Here is a 24639-nt window from a genome sequence, read left to right as displayed (position 1 = left end):
ATAGTTTTAATAGAGAAGATCGGTTTGATCTTATTTTAAAAAGGAGGTTGGCTTTATGAATATAGGGGGACTTACAATCCAACCATTTTTGTCTTACTGGTTTCAATTTAACAAAGAAACGGAACCAGTAGCTTCTGAGGCACAGAACCAAGAAGAAATTTCCATTTCCGGAACAACACCCAGTGCAAAAATCAATGAAATCAAACCGGAAGAGCTTGTTATGAAACCTTCTCCTGTGTCTTTTGAAGAGAGGATGAATCAAGTTATCAGTCCTGAACAAATGAAAAATCTTCTTTCTATGATGACACGCTCTAGAATGAGCGAAAATTTAAATAATCACAAAATCGATATAAGGCGATAAAGAAAATTTTGGTTTTAGGTCTTATCTACACGGTCGGTCTGGACATTTTTTTGATCCTGATGGGTTCTGCTGCATTTCTTGGTTTATGTTTTCTATTTTTTAAGGAAGTCATTTATCCCGCCATAAAAAAAGGAAGTGCAGGGATCGGAACTCCGCCAGAAGAAGGAGATCGATTTCTGCTCGTGGTTCCCGAAAGTCAGAGAAATGTTCGGTTCAGTGTGGGACAAACTTCTGGAAATATTAGAACTTACTGTAACACGATTTCCGATAATCATTTGATATTTAACTTAAAAAAAGCAAAAGACTCAGAAGATTACGAAATTCAAATATTAAGAAATTCTGCTGTACTATTCAAACCACCTGGAATGCCTACTTTCTCTAAAATGGAATCCAGCGAAAAATTAGATAGTTATGAAGTGATCGGTAAAAGTGCAGATTTTAGAATTTCAGACAAAGTAGTAAAAGAAAGAATGACTCAGTATTTTGAAATTGGTCTTTCCTCTGAATTTTTTATCAATAATTTTGGAAAAGAAAGGATGAGATTTATTTTTACGATCACAAAAATCCACCCTGGTCTCAACCGAAAAACTCCAATCAAAAAAGGTCTCTACGCCTTTGGTAAAGAAGAAAGAGAAGAACCAGAAGAATGATTTTTTGAAATCCTGAAAGGTTTTTTTGTGATTTTTCTTTCTTACGTCCCTAAATAATCATCAAGTCGTTTTGTCGTTTGAATCAATAGAAATCGTTCTTAATTTTTAAGTACGTTATGTACTATAAAATTGTAAACTAACCGATACGATTATACATTTAAATGAACAGAGAAAAGTAATTATACCCTATTTATTTTTATTAACGCTGATTGTTTGTAAAAAAGAGGAAGACACCAATCTACTTTCTTTGTTTTTTAGCAAAGTTAAAAGGACCGGCCTAAAAAATGAGACCGAGAAATACAAATCGCTCCACATACAATGATTAAAGTCAATCAGACGATTTCTGATATGAACCGTTTTTGGTTTTTTGAAGGAGCAGACGATACAGAAATAAAAACGTAAAATTCTCAAATGTAGCGTAATTAATTTTTAATTCTCTCTTTTTTAACACACATATTTTAATCAATTAGAATATTCTCAAATTTTAATTTCTTTTGAGGATTCTAAAATACCATCCTCTTCTACTTTTAAAGAAAGAATCTGACAATGAAAATGATTTTCTTGCACAAACTCGGAGATTTTTTCTTTGAGAATCTTTTCGACTCTTACTGCCTTATTTCTTTCCGAAAATAAAAGAACAGAAGGACCACTCCCGGAAAGAGAATATCCAATTAAATTTTTATGGATCTGCATTAAAAAAGGATTTAATTCGAATTCTGAATGCATTCTATATGGAGTGTGAATTCGATCATCCAGCGCCAGTTTCAAAAGTGAAATTTTTCCGGAGTCCAAAAATTCCATCCAAGTAACAACCCGACTCATATTAAAAATCACGTCTTCTGTGGAATACGAACTAGGAAGAGTTTTTCTAGATTGATGAGTAGAAGTTTCTAAATTCGGCACGATCAAAAAACAACGCACTTTCTTTGGAAATTTTTTTTTGACAAATTCTAAACGATTTCCGTTGAAATAAGAAAACACAAAACCACCTAAATAAGCTGGAATTGTATTATCCGGATGTCCTTCGATCTGACCAAGATGAAATAAAAACTCGTTTTCTTTAGGAATAGAAATTTCTGGATAAAATTTTTTATGTACAAATCTAGCAGAACAGACTCCAGCAACGGCTGCGCTGGCGCTAGAACCAAGCCCTCCTTTCATGGGAAGTTTTAAATCCATCAAAAGAGAATATGGAATAATTTCTTTTCCTGATAAAAATCTTTTAAAATAAGATCGATACGATGATAAAACTAGATCTTCATCCGGACCAAATGGAAGTGTTTCCATTCCTTTTACAGAAGTTTTAAACTCCTTTCCGGGTAAAAATTGAAATTGAAATTGATTGTAAATTCGAAACGCAAGACCAAAAAGATCAAAACCTGGCCCTAAGTTAGCCGAGGTTCCAGGAACTCGAATGGAATATTGTAAAATCGAAGACATAAAAAGAAAATCGATCTTAGAAAGATCGAAAAAGTTACGACCAGAATTTCTTTCCGAATGAAAACGTCATTTTATTTTCCGCTTTCAAAATCAGGATTTTCATACACAACTACAAATTCTTAAATCAGAAACTGCAACTCGTGAACACAATCAAACAAGAAAACTTGTGGGAATTCCAATTTCATTTTTGCGAAAAAAATCCGATGTGTTGCTTGAGTTCTTATAAAGAACCTCAATTCAAAGAAAAAGAGTTTTCCGGGTCTTTTGAAAATGAATTCTGCCTGATTATGCACTTTTCATTTTTAGATCTAACCGTTTTACTTTTCTATGTTGGTTTGGTTCTTTTTTCGGGATGGTTCACTTCTAGAAAAAAAGATAAGGATTCCGCTTCTTACTTTCTTGCAGGAAAAGAAATTTCTTGGATTGCTTTGAGCTTTTCAATCGTTGCCACAGAAACGTCTACTCTTACTTTTTTGAGCATTCCTGGACTTAGTTATTCAAGTAATCTTACCTTTCTTAGCCTCGGTTTGGGTTTTGTTTTAGGAAGAATTATCGTAGCCAAACTTTTTATTCCTATGTATTACAAATCCGGTTTTATTTCCGTTTATGAATGGGTAGGAAACCACTATGGAAAAATTTCTCAAAAGACGGTCACATTTTTATTCAAACTCACTCGCATTTTAGGAGACGGAGTGAGAATGTATGCATCCGCTATTCCGGTTGCGATTTTACTTGAAGTTTTCTTAAAACAGTTTTCTTTATTAAAAACCACAAATCTACACATAGAAATTTTAAGTCTTCTACTCATTTCCGGAATCACAATTCTTTACACAGTTCAGGGAGGATTTCGTTCCGTGGTCTGGGTAGATTCGATTCAATTTTTAATCTACGTCGCAGGAGGAATTTTTGCGCTTTTCTATTTAGGTTCTATACTTCTTAAAAATGGATTCGACGCTTCTTATCTGATCGAAAATGCAAATCAAACAAATAAGTTTCAAATTTTTGAATGGACAGATTTTTCATCCGCTTATTTTTTTCCCACTGCTATTTTAGGAGGAATTCTTTTAACCTTAGGAACCCACGGAGTAGATCAGATGTTTGTTCAAAGAATACTCGCGTGTAGATCAGAATCGGACGCCCAAAAGGCGATGATTTCTTCTGGAATTTTTGTATTTTTTCAGTTCGTATTATTTTTAAGCATTGGAGTTTTATTATATTTTTATTATAAAGATCCCTCTATTCCTAAAGATAAGGTTTTTTCCAAATTTATTTTAGAGGAAGTACCTTCGCCAATCACAGGTTTTTTATTAGCCGCTATTTTGGCTTCGGCTATGTCTACATTATCTAGTTCTATCAATTCTCTTTCTTTGACTACTAAAGTAGATTTAAAAATAGAACAATTCGGTTCTGGTACTTTAAGCTTATTCTGGGGGATGATTCTTCTCTTAAGTTCCCTACTTCCTCTATTTTTAACAACCGGAAAAAAGGGTCTTGTAGAATTAGGATTATCTATCTCTTCTTATACTGTTGGTCCAATCATTTCAATTTTTCTAAGCGGAAGAATACAAAGTTTTTATTATATGCAAAAATTAAAGGATTCTTTTGCGTCTTTGGCGATCGGACTAACTCCAATTTTAACATTAATTTTCGGTAAATGGACCGGTTCCAGTTTTACTCTTCTGGTTCCATTCGGGATCGGAACCTGCTGGTTGCTCGGATTTAGTTTACTACAAATTCAGAATCGTCTAACTTCTCAAAAATAGATTCCAAAATTTTTTTAAACTCAAATGACTTTGTAAAATGAATATAATGGTCACCGCCAGGAATTAAGTAAAATTTAGAATTTGGAAAAAAATTTCGAGCTATCTCAATGTCTTCTTTATGAAAATATTCCGAAACTCCTCCTGTAATAAAATACGTTCTTCCTGTATATGGATAATTTGTATATTTATCAAAAAAGTCCTGAAATAACCTAGGAGAATTCGCAACTCCTTCTACGTTGAGTTTCCAACGATAACCTCCGTTATTTTCGAGACGTTCTAAGTTCATCTCTAAAAAATTTCGGATAAAAGCATTCGGAAGAATTTTTGTCAGTGCCGAATCAATTTCCTGCCTAGATTTAAAACTGGAAACGTCCGTTCTAAGACATAAAAGTTCGCTTTCATAATGAAACGGATAGTTTCTAGGAGCAATGTCCTCTATAAATAATAAAGACAGAATATTCGGATTTTTTAATGCAAATCCCATAGAAACAAGTCCACCCATGGAATGTCCTAAAATCACCGGTTTTTCTAGTTTTTGTTTTGTTACCCATACTTCTATATCTTCCACCATGGAAGCAATAGAATGTTCACTGGAATGCGGAGAATCTCCATGATTTCTGAGATCCAAAAGATATACGTCTGCATACTGACTTAAAAAATCTCCTACACTCAGCCAATTTTTGGAAGATCCAAAAAGACCGTGTAAAACAATAATCGGTCCACAAACGGGAGAAAAAAATTTACCGTTTTGAAAATCAATTTTACGAAAACTTAAATTTACTGCAGACATTCTTTGTGGATTATTTTTAGAAAATTATGATATTTTCTACCGTATCTATAAGGAAGAGATTGTAGATCTTTTCGGAAAGATTCGTAAATTTCTTTTCTGGATTCACCTTTTCCGCACTGAATCGTTTCTGGATCTTTTGTTAAAGTTTCTAACTTTTTGGAAATCTGATTGGCAAAAACATTCGCATAATTACCGTTTGGGTGCAATTGAAGATAACGAATTCTTCTTTTTTTCTCTTCATTTAAAAAACAAAAAACGTCTCTTTTGCAATTGATTTCTGGAGTATGTTTTACTCCTAAAAAAGCCGCAAAATCTCCGGGGCCCTTGTCTTTAAAATCTTCCCCAATTTTCCAAAACACCTCCGGATTGATCTTAGCGGGTTTGCCCGGAATAATTTCTTCCGAATGTTTGGAAATATAATCCGTTAATTTAGATTCTTTACGTTTATTTTCTAGTTCTTGCAGAATTTCTAATATTCTAATTAAAACTACAATTCTTCTAATTTTTAGATAAATATATTCGTCTCCATGATAATTTTTATTTTCTTCCACGGAACTCAAATATTGAAAAACGGATTCTAATTCGTTCAATCCAGTATTAGTAGAATATAACATTCTATCGATAGAGCGCAAGATTACTTTATAAGCACCTTTTTCTTCCAAATCGAAAAGATACTGAGTTTCAACCCAACCACTCAAACCGGAAGAATCGGATACAAAACGAAATTTACGATCGTTTTGTCTTTCGTTTTTACTCTGAACGATTTCACCAAAGCTGAGACGACGTAGAATTTCAGATTTTTTATCTGGAAATAAATAAAGAGGAGAATTTGGTTTTAGAACCAATCTATCCCCTCCCCAAAGACATGGAAAAGAAGTAAAAAAGATTAGGATCAGAACGATCCGTCTCATCATTTACTAGTTCAAATCCCTTATCATTTCCGCGATTCTTTCCACCCCGCGTCGGATGTCGTTTTCTCCCATTGCGTAAGAAAGTCTGAGAGCCTGGTCTTCTCCAAATGCAATTCCTGGAACCGCGGCTACTTTATATTTTTCTAATAAAGTGCTACAGAAAATTTTACTGAGAGAGGTTTCGGAAGATCCTTGTTTTAGTTTTATAAAACCAGTAGTTTTGTAAACATCCGTCAAATACGGAAATACGTAAAAGGCTCCTTGAGGGTTGTTACATTTTACACCCGGAATCGCATTTAAAAGAGAAACGATAAGATCTCTTCTGACTTGAAACGCTTTTCTCATCTCCTCTACACAGGATTGATCTCCTGCAATTGCAGCTTGTGCAGCTGCCTGAGAAATCGAAGAAGGATTCGAAGTAGATTGACTTTGAATCGTTTCCATATTTTTAACGATATTCAAATCGCCCGCCCCGTAGCCAATTCTCCAACCGGTCATGGAATACGTTTTAGAAACTCCATTGATTACAAAGGTTTGTTTTTTAAGTTCCGGAGACAACATAGCAAGATTAGAAAATACGAATCCGTCATAGACTATTTTTTCGTAAATGTCATCGCTCATGACTTGAATTCCGGTAGAAAGTACAACCTCTCCCAAAGCTTCTATATCTTTCTTAGTATATCCCGCACCGGTAGGATTGGAGGGAGAATTTAGAATCAAACATTTTGTCTTAGGAGTAATTACCTTTTTCAATTGTTCCGGAGTAATTTGAAAATTTGCCTCCGGAGTAGTGTTGACAATCACAGGAACACCTTCTGCCAAACGAACAATATCCGCATAACTCACCCAATACGGAGCGGGAATGATTACTTCGTCCCCCGCATTTAAGGTTGCGAGAAAGTAGTTGTAAATAACTTGTTTACCACCGGTTCCAACGATTACCTGACTTTTATCGTAATCAAGACCATTGTCTCTTTTGAACTTGTGGACGATTGCTTCTTTCAATTCAACCGTTCCAGAAACAGCCGTATAACGAGTCATTCCCCTATCGATTGCATTTTTTGCAGCGTCTCTGATATGAGATGGAGTTTCAAAATCCGGCTCACCGGCTCCAAAACTAACAATATCTTCTCCCTTTTTTTTCAACTCGTTTGCCTTAGCAGTAATTACGAGAGTAGGAGAAGGTTCGATGACATTCAGCCTCTTTGCGCTGAGATCCATGCTATTCCTCTTTTTTTATTTTGATCCGTTTTTTCAATTACACGGAAAAAATTAGACATTATTCAATTGTAACTGAGCCAATTCTTCTTGAGCTTCTCTAAACTGGTCCAAGGTATAAATCTCGTATTCATATCCTTGTTCTGTAAGAAACAACTGACGATTTTGTCCAAAACGTTCTTCGTTTGTATCTCTGGATATAAGAGAATAAAATACGGCAGTATTATCGTGACCTTTAGGTCTCAAAATACGACCTAATCTCTGTGCTTCTTCTTGTCTGGAACCAAAAGTACCAGAAACCTGGATCGCAATATTGGCATCTGGCAAGTCGATTGAAAAGTTCGCCACTTTACTCACTACAAGAGATTTGATTTTACCGGAACGGAACGCGTCATACAATGTTTGTCTTTCCGGAAGAGGGGTTTTACCTGTAATCAAAGGAATATTAAATTTCTTTGATATTTCTTCCAATTGATTGATATACTGTCCAATTACTAACAAATGAGACTCGGAATGTTTTTTCATGATGAGACCAATCGCCTTCATCTTTTCTGGATTTTCAGAAGCCAGTCTGAACTTTTCTCTATCGTCCGCAATGGAATATTTCAGACGAAGATCGTCTTCCATATTAACTCGAATTTCTTTACATTTTGCTTCTGCAATCCAAGATTTACTTTCTAACTCTTTCCAAGGAACGTCATATTTTTTAGGTCCAATCAGAGAGAATACGTCTTCTTCTAAACCGTCTTCTCTTACCAAAGTAGCAGTCAAACCGAGTCTTCTTTTTGCCTGAAGTTCGGAAGTCATTCTAAACACAGGGGCAGGAAGTAAATGTACCTCGTCGTAAACGATCAATCCCCAATTATTGGCCCCGAATAAATGAAAGTGGGTAAAATCTCCGCCTTTTTTCTTTCTATGAGTGAGAATGTTGTATGTAGCAATTGTAATAGGACGAATTTCTTTGACTTCGCCAGAATATTCTCCTATATCTTCAGGAGGAATATCCGTTTTATCCAGAATTTCATTTCTCCATTGACGAATAGAAAGTGTGTTTGTGACTAAAATCAAAGTTTCAGCACCTACAATTTGCATTACTCCGATTCCTACGATGGTTTTTCCAGCGCCACAGGGAAGTACTACAACTCCAGAACCACCTTCGTTTCCTCCGCCAGCGTGAAATACTTCCACACAAGCTCTCTGATAATCTCGCATTCCAAATTTTTTGCCACTGATGCTCGTAGGTCTTAAATTAAATCCGTATTTATTTCCCTCGTCATAACCGGCCAGGTCTTCAACTGGAAAACCAATCTTGATCAAAGCTTGTTTGATATGACCACGATATTCTTTTTTGATATATATCTTATCTGGGAAAGTAGATTCTATAAACGGTTGAACGGCTCTATGATTTCCAATTTCTTGCAGGAATCCTTTTTCATTGGATAGAATTGCGAGTTCCCCGGATTCTTCTTTAACAAGTTTTACCTTTCCGTACCGACTGATCTGCTCTCGGATTTCGTTGACTATGTTTTTGGGAACAGAATACCTAGAGAATTTTTCCAAACATTCAACAATTTCATCCGCAGACATTTTGATTGATGCGGCGTTCCAAAGGGAAAGTGGGGAAATTCTATATGTGTGAAGGTATTCCGGACTTTTTTCCAATTCAGCAAATTTGGAAACTACACTTTGACAGGCTTCAAATTCCGGATTATCCACCTCTAAAAGCATGGTTCTGTCGCTCTGAACGATTAAGGGTTTACTCATTTGTATCTGGTTTCCTGTTTGTTTAGACTGAAAATCGACCTCTTTCTGTCAAGAAGAATGCGAACATAAGTTCCAACCGAGTAAGAAACCTATAAATAGAATAGCAAGACGCTTTTCCCACCGTAATGATTGCAATTATAGATTCTCAAATTCAGCTGTAGTTACGACTAAAAATCCGAAAAAGAATTCTGTAAGAACTTGGTCGAGAGGCTTTTCTTTATCATAAAATTATATTTTTACAAGTAAAAAGGTTTCTTTTGTGGGAACTCCCATAAATTTAAATTTTACAACTCATTCCGATCCGTGTGGGAACTACTACTTTTTTAACTTTCTTACGTCGAGTTCACACTAAGCCTTGTCCCAAATCCTGCCGAACGCCAAAGAAATGAGACGCTGAATTTCCACCAACCTTTAGACCCTTTTTGCTGAGTTTGAACGCGACCCGGAAAATTCAGCGAGTGCGGCCTCCCTCTAAGCATAACCTTACCCACAAATATTTGATCTCAATATAAATCTGTCGGAGTTACGACAAATCCTCTGTAAAACTTAGTTCCCACCCTTTTATTTTTGGGTGGGGGTGGAGGCGGTAAAGTTCGGAAAATTTTTCTCTATCAGAAAAACATACTTTTTGCAAGTAAAAAGACTCATTCTTGTCGGAACACTTGAAAAATGTGCCTTTTTGAGCCCAGAACGGCGATCCATAGAAAGCCCGTTCTGTTGAGTTCATTCTGATTCTAAAATCCTATTCAACTTGTGGGTAAGGTTATGCCCTCTAAGGATTAGCATTCAGGAAGTGAAATTTGAGTTTCACAAAAATGTGAGACCCTACTACGAAAATTTAACAACATTAGAACTGCTCGAAAGTTCACAAATTTCTAAATGCGACCTGCAAAGCGACTATAGAAGCGATGCATTGAGTTTCACAAAAATGTAGGAACTACTGCATTTTATTAAAAATTTCTAAAGAATTATTACGTAAACTTTTTGAGGTTTTGAAACAAAAGCCCTAAATACATTTCACAACGATTTGAAAACTTCCGCTCTTTTTTTCTTGGGGAAGAATGGTAGTTAAGGAAAAGCCATTTACAATCGCATTTCCTGGTGCACTCATCGGTTCTATCGCAATTCTATTCTTAGAGAAGTCTGTATAAATTTGAAAATAAGAAAGTTGTATATCGTTTTTATTCGACAAGTTAGATCGAATTCGAACTTCATAAGAATCGTCTGGAATTTGCAAAAGAACCCAAGCGTCTTCTCCAAAAAATAAAGAATCCAAAACTGGAATTTTTTCTAATCTAAATCGATCCGTTTCTCTTGTATAAATTGGATATATAGGCGTCAGATCTTCTTTTAAAGGAATCTGTTTTGAAAGATTAGATCTAAGAACACAAGACTGTTTGTCAGATTGGATTCTAAAATAAGGATGATACCCATAACAAAATCGAAACGGATATGAATTATGGTTTAAAAAATCGGTTTTGAGAGTCAGAATTTCTTCGTTGAAAATTCTTCTAAGAGAATACGTCTCTCGAACGATTACATTTCCCAAGGAAGAATTCAATAATTCTTTTTCCGGAGAAAGTTCAAACTGGATAGAATCTTCCGTCTTTTGTAGAATCTTGCGCTTCCAAGCAAAACCAAGCCCGTGGATAGGATAACCATTTTTATCTTTATTTGTGATGGAGGATAATGAAATCCATTCTTCTCCCAAACGAATTCGATCATTTGTATGTCGATTGACCCATGGATACATTAAATAAGAACCGGAAGAAAAAAAAGATTCACTTTGATTATAGCCGGAAATAATTTCCAACTCCTTTCCACTTAAGGGATGTTTCCAAACCCAAGAAAGAATTTGTTCACCGTGATCCGTAAATTTTAACCGAGAACAATCGCTAAAAATCTCAAACACATCGCAAACTTTTCAGAAATTCAAAATCCTTTCCATTCATTTTGTAAAAACGGCTTTTCTAGACACAAAATTTAAGAACTGGAAAGGAATTGAAAACCTATTTGATTCGAGGAAACTGACGATTCCACAGGAGAATTTCTTTTGAAACACTCGATTCTAATTTGGACCCAAATTCTTTTTCTAAATCTTTTTTTTTCTAATTGTTACGTTCCAGTAAATGCGAATTTATTTCCCTCAAAAACAGTGGAATTAAGGGAGAAACTTATTTCCGGTCAAAATGAAGATAAGATTCTAATCATACCTATAGACGGAGTGATCAGTGACGAAGGTGAAAAAAACTTTTTTGGAGGCCAAGAAGATTCTATCTTAGTCGAAGTCAAAAAACAACTAGAACTCGCAGAATTAGATCCGGAAATCAAAGCAGTAATTTTGAAAATCAATTCTCCAGGCGGTTCTGTTACTGCAAGCGACATCATTTACAGAGAAATCCTTCAATTTAAAACCAAAAAGAAAATTCCTGTAGTTTCTCTTTTTATGGATACTGCTGCCAGCGGCGCCTATTATATTTCTATGGCTACCGATCTTTTGATCGCTCACCCTACTTCTGTGACCGGTTCTATCGGTGTAATTCTTTCTGGAATCAACGTCAAAGAAGGTTTAGATAAACTTGGAATCAAAGATCAGTCGATTCGTTCTGGTGGAAATAAAACCATTGGTTCTCCATTGGAAGAACTTTCCCCGGAGCAAAGAAAATTACTTCAATCCATTGTAGATGATCTTTTTGAAAAATTCTTTGATATTGTCAAAAAAGGAAGACCTGGAAAAAATCCGTCGGAACTTCGTAAAGTTGCAGATGGCAGAATTTTCACAGCGTCCCAAGCGCTTCAACACGGTTTAATTGATAAAATAGGTTACTTTGACAACGCAGTACAAGAGACGATGGCTCTTTCGAATTACAAAAAAAATCCGGGAAATACAAATCCTAGAATCATTTATTATACTCGTAGTACCAACCAAAGAACAAATTTTTACCAAGTACAGTCCACTGAACTCAAACCGGATTCTACTATTTCTAAAATTCTAGGAACGAGTAGACAAGTTCGTTTTTTATATCTTTGGTCTTACTAAGTAAACATTAGAAATTTAGGAATCTATTAATATCAATGTTATTCAATTCCCTACCCTTTTTATTTTTATTTCTGATCACGTATTTGATCTACTGGAATGTAGACGTACCAGCGAAAAAGAAAGTTTTATTCGTTTCTTCCATCGTATTTTACGGTTATTCTCATATAACGTTTTTGATTCATTTTCTTCTAATAATCGGGATCAATTATTATCTTTCTGTTAAACTCTGGGAAAAGAAAAAAAAAGGGGAATCCACAAAAGGTCTTCTAAAGTGGACGATCATACTCAATACGATCAACCTAGCATTTTTTAAATATTATTATTTTCTAATGGATTCTCTAAGCACATTTACCGGTATGGAACTTTGGCAAAGGTTAGGAACTTCTGTAGAAATCCTTTTACCTCTTGCTATTAGTTTTTACACGTTCCAATTAATTGCACTTCAAGTAGATATTCATAGAGATCTAATTCCGGAAAAAATCAGCTCTCTGGATTACTTTTTATTTATCCTTTTTTTTCCTCAGCTGATTGCAGGGCCGATCATGAGATCAACCGATTTTTTGCCCAAACTCAATTTTCCTGAAATCGATAAACAAAGAATGAAACAAGGAATCTTTCTTTTAATCTTCGGATTATTTAAAAAGTCAGTTTTAGCGGATTCTATCTCTGGAATCATTTCTCCTCTTTATTTGGAACCTGACCAATATCATTCTGCTTCCGTTTACATCGGAGCGTTCGGTTTTATTTGCCAGGTTTATTGCGATTTTTCTGGATACACAGATATTGCCAGAGGTTGTGCGTTTTTACTTGGATACGAAATTCCTGAAAATTTTAAAGGACCTTTCTTATCTACTTCGTTCCGAGAATTTTGGGGGAGATGGCACATAACGCTTTCTTCTTGGCTCAGAGATTATATCTATATTCCTCTTGGTGGAAGTAGAAAAGGAGAACTTAGATCTCAGTGGAATATGTTTCTTACGATGTGTTTGGGTGGTCTCTGGCACGGAGCCAATATAGCATTCGTTCTTTGGGGAGCTTATTTAGGTTTTGTACTCGCTATAGAAAGAATCTTAGAACCAAAACTAGTACAAGGCACAAATATTATTTCGTCAAAAACGATTCGTTTTTTAAGAAACACAATTACTCTGAACCTATTCTTAATTTCCGGTTTATTTTTTAGGGCCGGTTCTGCCGGAAAAAATTCAGTTTCCTTTTTGTTTGATTTGATGAAAGGTTTTCAAAATTTTTTTTCTGGAAAAGTTCTTCCTCGTTGGGAAGAACTCTTGTTATTCATACTACTAACCATAGGTTTTAATGCTCTTCAATACTTTCCTAAATCGACGGAAAAAATAGAAAAGCGTTCTAGGGTCTTAATTCCTGTCTTCAGTGTCATTTTACTTTTACTCTTAGGCGTATTTGGAGACGGCGGCGGGGAATTTATTTATTTTCAATTTTAAAACCTTTTGTTAAAAAAAGGATGAAAATTTGAAAGGGAGGTTGAATTGAATCATAAAAGTAAATCTCTTCTTTTAAATTTAAAATTACGCGAGTTTAATATAACCAATACGAAAGCGATTATTCTGTTGTACCTGTCGAATAACCTAACACTGCGATCCGTGGAAAGTAGTGTTACCGAGTTCAGGGAATGAGACATTGAATTCAAGAAACAACATTGAGCTTAAATTCATTCCTTTTATTTTTTTTATTTTTCTCGAATGTTCTACTTCATGGATTCGAACCCTTCCTCCTAATTCTATCTTAGAAACAGATCCAGAAAAAATTCCTGAGGGAATATATATGAGAAATCGGCCTGAAAGATCTCACATCAATACTCTTTTCTATAAAAATATCGTTCAGGAAAAAATCTTACTGAATCGTAAAAATCTAACATTTGAAAAATCCATGAAACGGGAAGTGAAGGATAAAAACGAATATACAACTCATATCGTAATTGGAAAAGGTAAGTATTGTGTTTCAGGAAACTGGGTTTTGTTGGAGACACACGAAAAAGGAGAAGTTTTTTTTCAGGGAAATAGAGAAACATTTCAAATCGAATATCTTCCATTTGATCATAAATTGTTATATCACTACGACCCTTTTACCAAAACCCTCGTCCCATTATTGTATGAATCCGGTTATCAGGAAAAAAAATACGGACTGTTAGACGGAATCCACGAACCCTATTTGGAAGATCAGTATTTTCAAATTTCGAGAAAAAATTTTCTTAAGAAAGAGTTTCAGTTTCACGCCTATTTTTATCAACCATGAATTTGAAAGATTATATCAAAAGCTACTTCCAAAGAGTCGGCTGGATTCCACCTATTATAAATTTGGTCTGTTTTATCGCCCCAATCGTATTTCTACAAAACTCTTCGTTTTCGGAAAAAGAAAAAATTCTACTTTATTTAGGTATCATTGGTTTTATTTATTTAGTAAATTATATTTCTTTTATATTCTTTCTCACAAAAAAAATCCTTCCAGAGGAAGAAATACGTTCAAAGATGAGAAAACGTTATCGAAAGGGCGACGACCGAATGCAGAGTTATCTTTTTCCCCTACCTTTAGATGACGAAAACTACGAAATCTACGGAAGAACTCTCACATATAATCCAATCGGAGGCGATTTTTATAACTTTTTAACGGATCCTCAAGGAAATTATTGGATCGGTATAGGAGACTCTGTGGGACACGGCTATCTCGCCGGAATTTTTAGTATGATGATTTTTCAAAACATGTCCTTACTCGTAAAACACAACTTAAGTCCTTACGAAGTTATAGAACAAATCAACGAAGACCTTTTAAAAAGAACGGAACAAAACCCTAAAATTAATCCAAATCTATATGCAACTTTCCTTTTAATCAAAATAGACAAGGAAGGAAACTTGGAACATTCAGGTCTTCACCCTAGTTTTGTAATCCATCAAAAAAAAACGAGAAAAAACAAAATCATAGAAACCGATGGAAAATTTGTATCGATTACCATGAATTCTACTTTAAAAAATGTACAAGGCAAAAGTAAATTTCAATTGGAAACAGGGGATATAGTATTTTGCTTTACAGACGGACTCTACGAACAAAAAAATAATGGAAATCTATATTTTGGTGAAAGCCTATTTCAATTTTTAGATGAGATTCCCAAAAACGATCTTACTAAAATTGCAGATGTACTTTTCACCGAAATCCTAAAACATACGGGTGGAAAACTTCAGGACGATATGACGATTCTGATGATTCGCAAAAAATGATTATGTTAGAATTGAGCGAGCTTGAACTTAAAATCCTAAATCTAATCCCTCTAGAAGAAAGAGATGTTCGTAAACTGGGCAGAATTCTTCAGGACGTTTCCCTGGTTACCGGAATGACCGAAGACGAAATCATAGATTTTATCCCTTTCGGATTGGAAGATGAAATTCACATTCTAAAAATTGAATATAATTTCAATAATTTTAAAAAAGCTCTTGTTTCTAAACTCACTAAAAAAAGTTATTCTCCTCCAGGACTTTCCTCTCCAATCCCGGAAACGGTTCGCCAAACTTTTTAGAAACTATTTTTTTAAATCAAATCTCTGAATTTTATACTCGTTTTTCGAAAATTAATTGAATCATAAATTAAAAGAAAAAATTCTCCACATTTTCAAAATTAATCTGTTATATTTTAGAACCAATTAAAATACGATGTCTTTCGAAGAAGGGTTAAACTATTTTTTCGTCAAAGCAGATTCCGATTCTGTCGTTCGACTAAAATCTACAATAGATCCATTTTACAATTTTAAGCCAACAGAAATCGAAGAACTACCATTTCTATTCGCATTTCCTGCACTCATACCTAGATTCTTATATTCTTTAGAATGGAATCGAATTTCATTTTCCTCAAAGTCTATAGACTTCAAAGCTTACTTGAGTTTTAAAGAAGGGAAAATTTATTCTAAAAACGAACGTTTTCCAGAAAAATCTTTTGAGATTTCGGATAACGTTGAATTTCCAATTTTACAAAATCCATATCTTCCAGTTGGCTCTATTCCCTTTCAAATTTCTAGACGAGAATCAGAGCTTACTACCATAGGAGTTGTAAGAACTGGAAATTTTATTTTATATAAACAAATAAGAAACAAGATGTTTTCAACACGTTATTTATCTTTAAAAGATATAATAAACCCAGAATTATCCGAATCGGAAGTAGAGAAAAAAATTGAATCTCTTTACTTCAACGCAAAACAAAAATCATATTTATTTCGTTTGGTAAAAATTCTTTTTGCAGGAACTCCCGCAGAAGAGCAAACAATCGTTTCTAATCTATTCAGCCACGAACCTGAGTTCGCCATATTTCTACGAGATCAAATTTTCCAGATTGAAATTCTTCCTTTGATACACGGTCCTTTTTTAAATCGGATTTTAACGTCAATGGATGAAAGAATCATTCGATTTTCTTATCCTAAACTTTCTCCTCCAGTCAAAGTGATGATTGAAAAAAACATTTCCAAAAACAAATTAAAATCAATCTTAAATTCTCCGATTAAAAAACCAGAAGCGGGCGAATCTCTGGAAGAAATAGTTGAAAAGGAAATTTTTAAAAACTTTTCCAGAAAAATTTATTATGAAAATGGAATATTCCCTATTTATCAAGAATCTTTAGAAAATTCTAAAACCGATCCAAATCAAAAAATGGAAGTGATGTTTCAAAGTCTTGGGGAAACTTTTAAATTCAATTTTCAAATTTTCGGAACTCGTTCTATTCGACTTTACTCCGTAACAAAAAAAACGATTCTTTTCCAGGTTCTAGAATGGATAGAAATCGTCCGAATGGATACTTTAATTTCTAAACGGGAACGAAACGAACAATTCTTTTTAAAAATTCCTCCCGGAAGAATTTTAGAAATTCTTTTTTTTTCTGAATTTAGAGTTTTATGCGGAGCTGGAATTACATCCTCTAAAAAGACATTTGAATTTTGTTTATTAGGTTTTGATTATTGATTGGTTCGGATCCTATGGACAGAATCCTTCCAAATCTGAATCTCTTTTTCTCTCTGAGGTTGTTTCATCTGTGGAGAAAACTCCTTACTCGTTTTTAGTTTCTTTTTTAGATCCACTACGGAAGGAAAAAATCCCCTTTCTAATCCCGCCAAAAATGCCGCACCTAATACCGTGGTATCTACATTGGAAGGACGAACTACACGTTTTCCTAATATATCAGATTGATACTGCATCAACCAAGAATTTCCAGTCGCACCCCCGTCTACTTTTAAAACTTTTAATTTAGAACCAGTATCGTTTTCCATTGCCTCTACAAGTTCATAAGATTGGAGGGCAATCGATTTGAGCGCAGCTCTTGTGATCTGTTCCGCTGTAGTATCTCTTGTCAGACCTAAAATTGCACCCCTCGCGTTCATATCCCAATAAGGAGCACCTAACCCTGCAAAGGCGGGAATAAAAACTACATCGTCTTCTTTTTTTACCGAAGACGCATACTTTTCGGAAATTTTGGATTCTTTAAAAAATTTCAGATTATCTCTTAAAAATTGAACGACAGCGCCTCCTATAAAAACGGATCCTTCCAAACAATAAACAGTCTTTCCTTCCGGTCCACATCCTAAGGTAGTAAGTAAATTGTTCTTAGAAATCTGAAAATTATTTCCAGTATTAAAAAGAAGAAAACATCCGGTTCCATACGTGTTCTTGGCTTCCCCAGGCTCTGTGCAAAGTTGGCCAAATAAGGCCCCTTGTTGATCTCCCACAAGAGAGGAAATTGGAATTCCGTCAGGAAGTCCTTTTACCTTTTCCGTTCTTCCGAACAATGAACTAGAATTATGCGTCTCTGGTAAAATAGAATCAGGAATTCCTAATATTTGAGTTAATTCCTTATCCCATTCTTTCTTTTCGATATTGTAGATCAAAGTTCTACTTGCATTCGTATGATCGGTCTTATGCGATTTTCCGTTGGTCAAACGATATAGTAAATACGTATCTATGGTTCCAAAAAATATCTTTCCTTTTTCCGCTCTGGCTTTTACACCTTTTACATTTTCCAAAATCCATTGAATTTTGGTTCCACTAAAGTATGCATCTAAAACCAATCCCGTTTTTTTACGAAAAAAAGATTCCAATCCTTTAGATTTAAGATCCATACAGGTTTCAGAAGTTCTTCTACATTGCCATACGATCGCATTATAAACAGGTTTTCCGGTATCTTTATCAAACAATACTGTGGTTTCTCTTTGATTTGTAATTCCAATTGCGACTGCTTTAGAAGGACTCAACTTTCCATTTCGAATCGCTTTTAATATGAGCTTTTCAGTTTTGGCCCAGATTTCTTCCGCATCGTGTTCCACCCAACCAGGTTTCGGATAATGCTGGTTAAATTCGGAATACGCGCTGGAAATTACGTTTCCTGATTTATTAAAACAAAAAATTCGAATCCCGGTAGTTCCGGCGTCTATACCGATGATATAATCACTCATAGAAGATCGTCTCCAAAAAATTTAAAGTGAAAGATGAAATTTAATTTATAATATTAGAAAAACTGCAAGCTATACTTCCAGTTCTAGGCCTTCATGCGCCATGATAATTTCAAGACGATTGTTGGGATCAAACATCTCTTTATATTTTAAGGCTCTTAAATAAACAGCGTCTAACTTTTCATCGTCGTAGGAAGGATCGTGATGAAACATCACTAACTTTTTTACATTGGCCCGTAAGGCTATGTCCGTAGCCATAGAAGCCGAACTATGCCCCCAATCGATTTTTTGAAGTGATTCTTCGAACGTATACTGAGTATCAAAAACGAGTACGTCCGCTCCTCGAAAATAGTTTAGATAGTCTTGAATATTTTCCATCTCGTCCAGATTAAATTCCGCGTCTGAAGCAAAGATAAGAGATTTACCTTCTTCTTCAAAACGATAGGAAAAACTTCCGCCCGGATGACGAACCGATTTAGAAATTGCCGAAATGGATTCGGTTACAGGAAATGCTTTTCCTTCCGGAATAAATTTAAAATTTTTAGTGGCTCTAAATCCTTCATAAGGAACCGGAAAATGTGTAAAGCTATGTTGATACTTAAGTCGTTCTTCTAAGTTATCCACAGAACTTAAAAACTCAAATACGTTTCCGGGAGAATAAAGAGGAACAAAAAAAGGAACACCTTGGATATGATCCCAATGGGTATGGGTAAAAATCCATTTTGCCTTTCCTTTTCCCTCCAGGAAACCTTCGTGCAAAATAGAATTTCCCAATTCTCGGATACCGGTACCACCGTCTATGATGACTAAATTGTCTTTTTTATCTCGGATTTCAATACAAGTCGTATTTCCCCCATAAGTACTCCAATAAGAAAGAGAAAGTGAATCTAAAAAGGAGTCAATTGCATCAGGGCTTTGTAGGTCTGCTGGAGTCGCTAGGCTAAGAATTTTTTGCACCTTACTGCGAATCGATTCTCCGCGAACCGAGGAAGAAATCGAACCGCGTACACCCCAAAATTTTATGCGCATAAATTAAAAAACAGTTCCGATCTGTGGAGGATTTTTCAGGAAAATGTTGTCTAAATTTACCGATTCCATTAGGATTTCCAGCGAATTCTTTTTTATTTGTAAAAAATTTCTTATAGGTAAGTAGTTCTTAAAAAATTTTGTTTACCTAGTAAATCAATCGAATACGATTTAAACTGATTCGAGCAAAATAGACGTGGAAAATTTTAATACAGAAATTCTTACCGAAGGCACAACTTGTACGATTAAAATTCAAGGTAGTATCAGCCTCAAAAACGCATTTGCCCTCAAGGAATTGATTATCAAAAAACACGGAGAGGGTTTTACGGAAATTATTCTGGATTTTTCAGGAGACGCATACTTGGACTCCTCCGGAATCGGAGCCATTTTTAATTCCCAAAAATACGTAACAGAAAGAAATGGTTCCCTCAAACTCAAAAATATCAGTAGAGACGTAATGACCATTTTAAAAATCGCGAATTTAGACAAACATTTGGATATTATTCGTTAGGCGCTCTTCTGGAAATCCATCGAATCTATACAAATAGCCCTCTTCGAAACTTCACCTATATTCTTAAAAATTCAGAAACTTCTCAAACAATTTCGATTGATCCTTATGATTCTGATCAAATCGAATCTTTTTTAGATAAAAAAGGTTGGAAACTCGACTTTATTCTCAATACACACGAACATTCCGATCATACCTCCGGAAACCAAGGATTGGTCCGTAGATATGGCTGCACAGTCTATTCTCATCCAGGAGGAATCGGAAAAATTCCACACGCAACTCATCCTGTCCAAAAGGGAGATAAAATTCTATCTTCTGCAAAAGAATATTTAGAAATTTTAGATACCCCTGGTCACACTTTTTGCCACGTTTGTATTCTTCTTGTAGAAAATCAAAAACCCACAGCGATTTTTACGGGAGATACTCTTTTTAACGCAGGTGTTGGAAATTGTCTTCGAGGAGGAGACCCAACAATTCTTGCAAAAACAATTTTAGAACAGTTTTATCCTTTAGAAGAGGAAATCCTTCTCTACCCCGGCCATGATTACTTAGAAACGAATTTAAAGTTCACATTATCTCTGAATCCTTCCAATCAAGACGCAATTGATGCTTTAGAAGAATGTTCACGCCTACCTAAAAACATAGAATTCCTTACAACCAATCTTGGTAAAGAAAGAAGAATCAACACGTTTCTTCAATGTGATCATCCTTCTTCCGAACTTCTAAAAAACGTTTCTATAAAAATTTCTCCGAAACGTCTCTTAGATCAAAATCCCACAGAACTTTTTATTTTGATTCGTTCGTTGAGAGATAAGTGGTAAATTGAAATACAGTTTTATTTCTAAATTTTATTTTTGAAAAATTTTAGTTTAAGATCTAATCTTAGAAATCGTTTGCTCTCTCCGACATCGGTTTAAAATCTGTAACCAAGGCGGTTCTTTTTTATGAAAGAATATGATATTATTGTAATTGGAACTGGAGGGGGAACAAAATTAGTTACTCCTCCTTCTAAAATCGGTTACAAGATCGCCGTAATCGAAAAAGAAAATCCAGGCGGCACCTGCCTCAATCGAGGATGTATTCCTTCTAAGATGTTGATCTATCCCGCAGAGATCCTTTCTCTGACAAAACATTCAGAAAAATTTCAGATTTCATTTCCTAAAAAACCCGAAGTAGATTTTAAAACTCTTATAGAAAGGATTTCTAAAACCGTAGATGACGAATCTGCTTCTATCCTTCCCGCTTATGATAAAAATTCAAACATTACTTATATTTCAGGAACAGCGAGTTTTATCTCGGATAAGGTTATCACAGTAAACGGGGAACAACTAACCGCAGAAAGAATTTTTATCGCCTCAGGTGCAAGGCCAGCGATCCCGGATATTCCTGGACTTGCTGGAACCCCTTTTATGACAAGTAGAGAAACACTTAGAAGAACCGATCTTCCCAAATCTATGATTGTAATCGGAGGTGGTTTTATTGCATTAGAACTAGGTTTTGCTTATTCGTCTTTTGGTAGTGAAGTCACTTTTTTAGTCAGAAATAGAATGCTCAAAAACGAGGACAAAGACATAGTTGATGAGTTCGAAAGAATTTTTACAAAAGAACACAATGTATTATTACACACAAACATTCATAAAATAGAATATAATAAAAATTTATTTTATGTAGAAGCAATTTCACAGGGAAAAACGATTTTGCTTCAATCCGAAGCCCTTTTGGTAGCCACTGGAATTAAACCCAACACAGATCTTTTAAATTTACAAAATACGAATATTCAGACGGATAAAAACGGATACATAGTCGTAAACGAATATTTAGAAACTACTTCTCCAGGTGTATATGCATTAGGCGATATTACAGGAAAATACTTTTACAGACATTCCGTAAACTTTGAAGGAGAATTTTTATTCCGCACCTTATACCAAGAAAAAAAAAGAACTCCTATCGAATATCCTCCAGTCCCACATGCAGTGTTTACACATCCCCAGATCGCCAAAGTAGGAAAAACAGAAGAAGAACTAATCCAAGAAGGAATCGACTACGTAGCTGCAAAAAATTCATACAGTGCTAGCGCTACTGGAATGGCGAGATTATCCGATTCCGGATTTGTAAAAATCCTAATAGATAAAAAATCCAAAATGGTTTTAGGAGCTCACGTAATCGGAGACGAAGCTTCGAACTTGATTCATCTTTTTATCCTTTTAATGACGATGAAAGGCACTTTAGACGATCTTTTAAAAATGATCTACGTACATCCTGCGTTACCCGAAATTGCAAGAAATGCCGCTCGAAAAGCAAAAGAACTTTTACAATCCAAAAAATAATAGGAATATTCAAAATTTATGAAGTTTGCGTTGCAAATTGAAAATTTAGTCAAAACATACTCAGGTGGAGTCACGGCTCTCAAAGGGATCAGCCTAAATGTAGAAAAGGGAGATTTTTTCGCCCTACTTGGTCCAAACGGAGCCGGAAAGTCTACCACGATCGGTATTTTAAGTTCGCTCGTAAATAAAACTTCCGGCAAGGTTCAAATCTTTGACGCGGATTTAGATAGAAATCTTTCTAAAGCGAAATCGTATATAGGTGTTGTTCCCCAAGAATTTAATTTTAATATCTTTGAAAGAGTAAGTCAGATCGTAGTCAACCAAGGTGGTTATTACGGAATGGATCGTAAGATAGCGCTGGAACGAGCTGGAGAATATTTACAACAACTCGGACTGTATGAAAAAAGAAAAGAAGCCGCCGGTAGACTTTCTGGAGGAATGAAACGAAGGTTGATGATCGCAAGGGCTCTCATTCATAATCCTAAAATTTTAATTTTAGACGAACCAACAGCAGGTGTGGATATTGAACTTAGAAGGTCTCTCTGGGAATTTCTGCAAAAGTTGAACTCCTCCGGTATCACCGTGATCCTTACTACTCATTACTTAGAAGAAGCGGAAAGTCTTTGTAGAAATATCGCCATCATAGATCAGGGAAAAATCGTAGAAAATACTTCCATGAAAGAACTACTCCAAAAATTAGATCACGAAACCTTTATCTTAGATTTTACCGGACATCTCAACTCTTATAAAACGATTCCGGGTGTGGAAATCAAACAAACAGATAACTCCACTTTAGAAGTTTCTATTTACGGAGATGCTTCTTTAAATGATTTATTTAAAATTTTAGATCAGAACGAAATTAAAATTAGTAGTATGAGAAACAAATCCAATCGTTTAGAAGAACTATTCCTGAAATTGGTAGAGAAAAAATTATGAATCTATCTGAAAAATACAACGCATTTAAGACCATAGTTATTAAAGAAACCGTTCGAATTCTACGGATCTGGATTCAGACGATCATTCCTCCTGGAATCACAATCTCACTTTACTTTATTATCTTCGGAAAGTTAGTCGGTTCTCAAATAGGAAACATAGGGAATCATACTTATATACAATTTATCGTTCCTGGCCTTGTAATGATGTCTGTGATTATCAATTCGTATAACAATGTAGTATCTTCCTTTTTCGGTGCTAAGTTTCAAAAAAATGTAGAGGAAATTTTAGTGTCTCCAACTCCCCCATCCTTAATTGTTTTAGGGTATACAATAGGTGGGGTGATCCGAGGAATTTTAGTGGGAATTTTAGTGATTGCAATTTCTTTATTTTTTACAAAATTAGAAGTTTATAATTTTCCTATGTTAATTGCTACCGTATTTTTAAGTTCTCTTCTATTTTCAATTGGAGGATTTTTAAACGCCCTTTACGCCAAGAAATTCGACGACGTGACAATCATTCCTACTTTTATTTTGACTCCTTTGACTTATTTAGGTGGAGTATTTTATTCCATTCAGATGCTTCCTCCTTTTTGGCAGAACGTTTCCAAATTAAATCCAATTTTATATATGGTAAATTCGTTCCGTTACGGATTTTTAGGAATCAGTGACATTCATCCTTGGTTTGCGCTTTCTATGATTGGAGCGGCAACCTTATTCTTTTATATTCTTTCCGTATATCTATTAAAAAAAGGAATTGGAATCCGAAACTAATCTATGAGTTTTAAAGAAGAAATTCGCTCTCAATTAATTTCTTATTTGAATCCTACTTATATAGAAGTGGAAGATTTTAGTGCACAACACTCAGGTCACATTGGAAATCCGGAAAATAAACCCGAAGGCACTCATATCAAAATTGTATTAGCCTCTCCTAGTTTTTTAGGAAAATCTAAATTAGAACAACATAGAATGGTATATTCTATTCTTAAACCTTGGATCGATAGAGGTTTACACGCAATTACTTTAGAAACGAGTTCTTAAAAGTGGGCCATTCTTCTATGAAATGAATTGAACTTAAATTCTCCCAAACGAAAATAAATTTTTGACTTCTAATTAGAACTATATAATAAAATACCCAATCCAATAGTCTACACTTCAATCCTGTAAATTCAGGAGTAAGAAAACCGAACAAATCCTGTGTTGTGGACCGCACTTTTAGCTTCAGTCAATCAATTGCATAAAAGAAACGTAATATAATAATCATCCTTAGTTTCAATTGATTATAACGTGAGTTCATGGAGAAATTCTTTTTATAAAAACCTGATTTTTCCATAAAAAGTGAATGTTTTAAAATTTATTATGCGACTTAATCTGTGGGAACTCTCACAAATCGCGGATTTACCAGTTAAACTTTGAAAATTGTGGGAACTACTCGACTCGAATCACAAAAAATAAATG

At 34.9% G+C, this 24639-nt stretch carries 23 protein-coding genes; 15 read left to right on the top strand and 8 right to left on the bottom strand.

The genetic code is table 11. From position 1 onward, the window contains the following. The first annotated feature begins 55 nt into the window (after nucleotides 1-55). Nucleotides 56-361: a hypothetical protein gene (locus BW942_RS02035; RefSeq protein ID WP_001020482.1), complete on the top strand. Its 306-nt coding sequence runs from the start codon at nucleotides 56-58 to the stop codon at nucleotides 359-361. Nucleotides 362-369: 8 nt separating this feature from the next. Further along, nucleotides 370-1011, top strand: a complete 642-nt coding sequence (locus BW942_RS02030) for a hypothetical protein (RefSeq protein WP_000242794.1) — start codon at nucleotides 370-372, stop codon at nucleotides 1009-1011. A 477-nt stretch (nucleotides 1012-1488) separates the two neighbouring features. On the opposite strand, the gene thrB is transcribed toward BW942_RS02030, so the two are convergent. Continuing rightward, on the bottom strand, nucleotides 1489-2451 hold the full coding sequence (gene thrB, locus BW942_RS02025) for a homoserine kinase (RefSeq protein WP_000095033.1): 963 nt from the start codon (nucleotides 2449-2451) through the stop codon (nucleotides 1489-1491). A gap of 287 nt (nucleotides 2452-2738) precedes the next feature. On the opposite strand from thrB, the gene BW942_RS02020 reads away from it, so the two are divergent. Further along, the gene (locus tag BW942_RS02020; protein ID WP_002067908.1) at nucleotides 2739-4214 is read left to right on the top strand and encodes a sodium:solute symporter; all 1476 of its coding nucleotides are present in this window, start codon (nucleotides 2739-2741) and stop codon (nucleotides 4212-4214) included. On the opposite strand, the gene BW942_RS02015 is transcribed toward BW942_RS02020, so the two are convergent. From BW942_RS02015 to BW942_RS01995, 5 genes are all read right to left on the bottom strand, one after another. Further along, nucleotides 4171-5004, bottom strand: a complete 834-nt coding sequence (locus BW942_RS02015; protein ID WP_001277162.1) for an alpha/beta fold hydrolase — start codon at nucleotides 5002-5004, stop codon at nucleotides 4171-4173. The two genes, BW942_RS02020 and BW942_RS02015, sit on opposite strands and share 44 nt — an antisense overlap. Continuing rightward, nucleotides 4992-5915, bottom strand: a complete 924-nt coding sequence (locus BW942_RS02010; protein ID WP_001971371.1) for a hypothetical protein — start codon at nucleotides 5913-5915, stop codon at nucleotides 4992-4994. Before BW942_RS02010 ends, BW942_RS02015 begins: the two co-directional genes overlap by 13 nt. A 6-nt stretch (nucleotides 5916-5921) precedes the next feature. Next, a complete protein-coding gene (locus BW942_RS02005; protein WP_000365890.1) occupies nucleotides 5922-7136 on the bottom strand; it encodes a pyridoxal phosphate-dependent aminotransferase in 1215 nt (404 codons plus the stop codon). A gap of 51 nt (nucleotides 7137-7187) precedes the next feature. Then, the gene (locus tag BW942_RS02000) at nucleotides 7188-8897 is read right to left on the bottom strand and encodes a DNA repair helicase XPB (RefSeq protein ID WP_000042798.1); all 1710 of its coding nucleotides are present in this window, start codon (nucleotides 8895-8897) and stop codon (nucleotides 7188-7190) included. 1006 nt (nucleotides 8898-9903) lie between these two features. Continuing rightward, nucleotides 9904-10809 carry an aldose epimerase family protein gene (locus BW942_RS01995; protein ID WP_000461624.1) on the bottom strand — a complete coding sequence of 302 codons (906 nt, stop codon included), beginning with the start codon at nucleotides 10807-10809 and terminating at the stop codon, nucleotides 9904-9906. A 141-nt stretch (nucleotides 10810-10950) separates the two neighbouring features. Here BW942_RS01995 and sppA point away from each other — a divergent pair, with 141 nt between their 5' ends. The 6 genes from sppA to BW942_RS01965 all read left to right on the top strand — a co-directional run bounded on the left by sppA (nucleotide 10951) and on the right by BW942_RS01965 (nucleotide 16907). Next, on the top strand, nucleotides 10951-11937 hold the full coding sequence (gene sppA, locus BW942_RS01990) for a signal peptide peptidase SppA (RefSeq protein ID WP_000682856.1): 987 nt from the start codon (nucleotides 10951-10953) through the stop codon (nucleotides 11935-11937). A gap of 35 nt (nucleotides 11938-11972) precedes the next feature. Continuing rightward, nucleotides 11973-13394: an MBOAT family O-acyltransferase gene (locus tag BW942_RS01985; RefSeq protein ID WP_000898568.1), complete on the top strand. Its 1422-nt coding sequence runs from the start codon at nucleotides 11973-11975 to the stop codon at nucleotides 13392-13394. 196 nt (nucleotides 13395-13590) lie between these two features. Continuing rightward, nucleotides 13591-14205 carry a hypothetical protein gene (locus BW942_RS01980; RefSeq protein ID WP_001088575.1) on the top strand — a complete coding sequence of 205 codons (615 nt, stop codon included), beginning with the start codon at nucleotides 13591-13593 and terminating at the stop codon, nucleotides 14203-14205. After that, nucleotides 14202-15182 carry a PP2C family protein-serine/threonine phosphatase gene (locus tag BW942_RS01975; protein ID WP_001049331.1) on the top strand — a complete coding sequence of 327 codons (981 nt, stop codon included), beginning with the start codon at nucleotides 14202-14204 and terminating at the stop codon, nucleotides 15180-15182. Before BW942_RS01980 ends, BW942_RS01975 begins: the two co-directional genes overlap by 4 nt. Before the next feature lie 2 nt (nucleotides 15183-15184). Beyond that, the gene (locus tag BW942_RS01970) at nucleotides 15185-15478 is read left to right on the top strand and encodes a hypothetical protein (protein ID WP_001971687.1); all 294 of its coding nucleotides are present in this window, start codon (nucleotides 15185-15187) and stop codon (nucleotides 15476-15478) included. 133 nt (nucleotides 15479-15611) lie between these two features. Then, a complete protein-coding gene (locus tag BW942_RS01965) occupies nucleotides 15612-16907 on the top strand; it encodes a hypothetical protein (protein WP_000007225.1) in 1296 nt (431 codons plus the stop codon). Here BW942_RS01965 and glpK read toward each other — a convergent pair. Together glpK and BW942_RS01955 are read right to left on the bottom strand one after the other, a co-directional pair. Continuing rightward, the gene (gene glpK / locus BW942_RS01960; protein WP_001286755.1) at nucleotides 16901-18391 is read right to left on the bottom strand and encodes a glycerol kinase GlpK; all 1491 of its coding nucleotides are present in this window, start codon (nucleotides 18389-18391) and stop codon (nucleotides 16901-16903) included. The two genes, BW942_RS01965 and glpK, sit on opposite strands and share 7 nt — an antisense overlap. Before the next feature lie 69 nt (nucleotides 18392-18460). Then, nucleotides 18461-19417, bottom strand: coding sequence for an MBL fold metallo-hydrolase (locus tag BW942_RS01955; protein ID WP_001220497.1), 957 nt, complete (start codon nucleotides 19415-19417; stop codon nucleotides 18461-18463). A gap of 193 nt (nucleotides 19418-19610) precedes the next feature. Between BW942_RS01955 and BW942_RS01950 the strand changes: the two genes are divergently transcribed. The 6 genes from BW942_RS01950 to BW942_RS01925 all read left to right on the top strand — a co-directional run bounded on the left by BW942_RS01950 (nucleotide 19611) and on the right by BW942_RS01925 (nucleotide 24222). Beyond that, nucleotides 19611-19925: an STAS domain-containing protein gene (locus tag BW942_RS01950; RefSeq protein ID WP_000427211.1), complete on the top strand. Its 315-nt coding sequence runs from the start codon at nucleotides 19611-19613 to the stop codon at nucleotides 19923-19925. Nucleotides 19926-19933: 8 nt separating this feature from the next. Further along, nucleotides 19934-20743 (top strand): hydroxyacylglutathione hydrolase, encoded by an 810-nt coding sequence (locus tag BW942_RS01945; protein WP_155572240.1) that lies wholly within the window; start codon nucleotides 19934-19936, stop codon nucleotides 20741-20743. 123 nt (nucleotides 20744-20866) lie between these two features. Beyond that, entirely contained in the window at nucleotides 20867-22249 is a 1383-nt protein-coding gene (locus BW942_RS01940) for a dihydrolipoyl dehydrogenase (protein ID WP_000666066.1), read from the top strand. Between the two features lie 18 nt (nucleotides 22250-22267). Continuing rightward, entirely contained in the window at nucleotides 22268-23185 is a 918-nt protein-coding gene (locus BW942_RS01935; protein ID WP_000666552.1) for an ABC transporter ATP-binding protein, read from the top strand. Next, nucleotides 23182-23955 (top strand): ABC transporter permease, encoded by a 774-nt coding sequence (locus BW942_RS01930; RefSeq protein WP_001053844.1) that lies wholly within the window; start codon nucleotides 23182-23184, stop codon nucleotides 23953-23955. Before BW942_RS01935 ends, BW942_RS01930 begins: the two co-directional genes overlap by 4 nt. A 3-nt stretch (nucleotides 23956-23958) precedes the next feature. Then, a complete protein-coding gene (locus tag BW942_RS01925) occupies nucleotides 23959-24222 on the top strand; it encodes a BolA family protein (RefSeq protein ID WP_000008605.1) in 264 nt (87 codons plus the stop codon). The last annotated feature ends 417 nt before the right edge of the window (nucleotides 24223-24639 follow it).

This window comes from Leptospira interrogans (assembly GCF_900156205.1).
Classification (GTDB): Bacteria; Spirochaetota; Leptospiria; order Leptospirales; family Leptospiraceae; genus Leptospira; species Leptospira interrogans.
This window is presented reverse-complemented; position numbering and strand designations above follow the sequence as displayed.

What these genes read in the sequence shown, in the direction of transcription:
- BW942_RS02035 (WP_001020482.1), top strand. Translation starts at nt 56, where the DNA reads ATGAATATAGGGGGACTTACAATCCAACCATTTTTGTCTTACTGGTTT.
- thrB (WP_000095033.1), bottom strand. Translation starts at nt 2,451, where the DNA reads ATGTCTTCGATTTTACAATATTCCATTCGAGTTCCTGGAACCTCGGCT.
- BW942_RS02020 (WP_002067908.1), top strand. Translation starts at nt 2,739, where the DNA reads ATGCACTTTTCATTTTTAGATCTAACCGTTTTACTTTTCTATGTTGGT.
- BW942_RS02015 (WP_001277162.1), bottom strand. Translation starts at nt 5,004, where the DNA reads ATGTCTGCAGTAAATTTAAGTTTTCGTAAAATTGATTTTCAAAACGGT.
- BW942_RS02010 (WP_001971371.1), bottom strand. Translation starts at nt 5,915, where the DNA reads ATGAGACGGATCGTTCTGATCCTAATCTTTTTTACTTCTTTTCCATGT.
- BW942_RS02005 (WP_000365890.1), bottom strand. Translation starts at nt 7,136, where the DNA reads ATGGATCTCAGCGCAAAGAGGCTGAATGTCATCGAACCTTCTCCTACT.
- BW942_RS02000 (WP_000042798.1), bottom strand. Translation starts at nt 8,897, where the DNA reads ATGAGTAAACCCTTAATCGTTCAGAGCGACAGAACCATGCTTTTAGAG.
- BW942_RS01985 (WP_000898568.1), top strand. Translation starts at nt 11,973, where the DNA reads ATGTTATTCAATTCCCTACCCTTTTTATTTTTATTTCTGATCACGTAT.
- BW942_RS01975 (WP_001049331.1), top strand. Translation starts at nt 14,202, where the DNA reads ATGAATTTGAAAGATTATATCAAAAGCTACTTCCAAAGAGTCGGCTGG.
- BW942_RS01970 (WP_001971687.1), top strand. Translation starts at nt 15,185, where the DNA reads ATGTTAGAATTGAGCGAGCTTGAACTTAAAATCCTAAATCTAATCCCT.
- BW942_RS01965 (WP_000007225.1), top strand. Translation starts at nt 15,612, where the DNA reads ATGTCTTTCGAAGAAGGGTTAAACTATTTTTTCGTCAAAGCAGATTCC.
- glpK (WP_001286755.1), bottom strand. Translation starts at nt 18,391, where the DNA reads ATGAGTGATTATATCATCGGTATAGACGCCGGAACTACCGGGATTCGA.
- BW942_RS01955 (WP_001220497.1), bottom strand. Translation starts at nt 19,417, where the DNA reads ATGCGCATAAAATTTTGGGGTGTACGCGGTTCGATTTCTTCCTCGGTT.
- BW942_RS01940 (WP_000666066.1), top strand. Translation starts at nt 20,867, where the DNA reads ATGAAAGAATATGATATTATTGTAATTGGAACTGGAGGGGGAACAAAA.
- BW942_RS01935 (WP_000666552.1), top strand. Translation starts at nt 22,268, where the DNA reads ATGAAGTTTGCGTTGCAAATTGAAAATTTAGTCAAAACATACTCAGGT.
- BW942_RS01930 (WP_001053844.1), top strand. Translation starts at nt 23,182, where the DNA reads ATGAATCTATCTGAAAAATACAACGCATTTAAGACCATAGTTATTAAA.
- BW942_RS01925 (WP_000008605.1), top strand. Translation starts at nt 23,959, where the DNA reads ATGAGTTTTAAAGAAGAAATTCGCTCTCAATTAATTTCTTATTTGAAT.